The sequence below is a fragment of the Paenarthrobacter sp. NPDC090522 genome (assembly GCF_044769225.1).
In the GTDB taxonomy this organism is placed as follows: domain Bacteria; phylum Actinomycetota; class Actinomycetes; order Actinomycetales; family Micrococcaceae; genus Arthrobacter.
Map to the genome: position 1 here is coordinate 1 of NZ_JBIVXL010000048.1, position 1,740 is coordinate 1,740.

Here is a 1,740-nt window from a genome sequence, read left to right on the forward strand (position 1 = left end):
CAACCGAACCGTACACACCTTCCGGCTTTCCGTTTCGCTCCCGGCGACTCAGAAAACAATACACGCCCCCAACCCCCAACGCAAATCCACCCCCACAGACAGTCTTCCTGGGATATTTTGGCCTGCACTGGCGCCCCTGCCACCTACTCCGTGTGTAGGGTATTCGTTTGCCCCCAACCACCAGTGGGCGACCAAACCGCCGGCGGGTGACCAGCAGGCGCCACTATGCCAGGTGGTCCGGCATCCCAACTGCTCTGTGCAGTCCGTCGTCGAGAAACCGCACCAGGGAAGCGATCTTCTCGCCACTCGTGTCGGGCTCAATCACCAGCAGACCACGCGCCCGCCCCTGCAAATAGCAAACGAAGGCCGGCCGGCGGCCAGCCTGCGTCCTCGCCAGCACGTAGCTGCCACCGGGCCGGCCAGCCGCGCTGGCCCTCAGGAAGCTTCCGACGGCGGTTCGGCCCACGTAACGGTGCATCGCCGGCGGCATGGCAAGCCAACTCTCGTCGGTCAGCAGCGCCACCATGGCGTCGACGTCGTCACGGGCAAAAGCGTCGGCGAACCTGCGCACTACGGGGTCCCTGTCGGCTGAGGTGGCCACGGGTTCAGGCATTGGTGTCGCGGCCCGTGCACGCTGAAGCAGCCCTTTGACCGCCGTCGAACTTGTTCCCAGCATGTCCGCAGTCTCAGGTATGGGGAAATCCAGGACATCACATAAGACCAACGCCGCGGCCTGGCGCGGCGGCAGGTGTTGGAGAGCCGTAACAAACGCGAGTTCTATGCTCTCCAGGGCAATGGCCCGGGCGGCCGGGTCCAGTTCGGACAGCAGCGCATCGGGATACGGCTGCAGATGCGGCACATCGAAAGTGTCCGTTGGCATCGGTGGGTCAAAAGGAGGCGCCGGCTGAATGTGTGGCCTACGACGGCGATCGCGTACGGCATTGAGCGATCTGGTTGTTGCGATCCGGTAGAGCCACGTCCGGACCGACGACCTCCCACCAAAACCGGGGAGTCCGTTCCAGGCAGCGAGCAGCACCTCCTGAAGCACGTCGTCTGCATCGTCCAGGGATCCGGTGATCCTGTAGCAGTGCACATGGAGTTCACGGCGATAGGGCTGGACGAGGGCAGCGAAAGCTACTTCATCGCCTGCTTTGGCGGCCTCGAGCGGTGTGGAGCCCACACGTCATTCTGGCACGCCGCCGTTCCGATCGGGTTCCCTGCGGTGTCTCCATAGGTGTAACCCTCCCTGAAAGGACAAGGACATGACCCAGGACGAAACAGCTGCTGTAGGCATTGCGATGGCGTACCACCGCGCGTGGACCACGGGCGACCTGGAAACCGCGACGACCTACTTGGCAGGTGATGCTGTTTGCCACACGCCGGCGGGAAAGTTGACCGGTAGTACAGCCATAGGCGCCTTCATGGCTCCGTTCGCGGCAACGCTGATGGGATCACGGCTTCTCGCGGCCCACGGAAACGCCATTGAGGCGATGCTCATGTATGACACGAGCAGCAGCGCTGTTCCCAGTGCTCCGGGAGCCGAGCTCTATAGAGTCCAGAGTGGCCTGATTACGGAGATCCACATCCTTTTTGACCGGCTTCCCTTCGCGCTGGCGCGTGGGGAGGTTATCCGGGTTTGAGGTAGTTGGTGTGTTAAAGGTGTGGAGCCCCGACCGTCGTGGTCGGGGCTCCTGTTAAGTGTTGTCCGGCGGTGTCCTACTCTCCCACACCCTCCCGGGT

The 1,740-nt window shown here is 63.1% G+C and carries 2 protein-coding genes; one reads left to right on the plus strand and one right to left on the minus strand.

All coding sequences use genetic code 11. The annotated features are described in order from the left end of the window. Positions 1-223: 223 nt before the first annotated feature. Positions 224-1,180, minus strand: a complete 957-nt coding sequence (locus ACIQT2_RS23955) for an RNA polymerase subunit sigma-70 (protein ID WP_402951770.1) — start codon at positions 1,178-1,180, stop codon at positions 224-226. Positions 1,181-1,262: 82 nt separating this feature from the next. On the opposite strand from ACIQT2_RS23955, the gene ACIQT2_RS23960 reads away from it, so the two are divergent. Then, positions 1,263-1,640: a nuclear transport factor 2 family protein gene (locus ACIQT2_RS23960; RefSeq protein ID WP_402951773.1), complete on the plus strand. Its 378-nt coding sequence runs from the start codon at positions 1,263-1,265 to the stop codon at positions 1,638-1,640. Positions 1,641-1,740 lie beyond the last annotated feature (100 nt).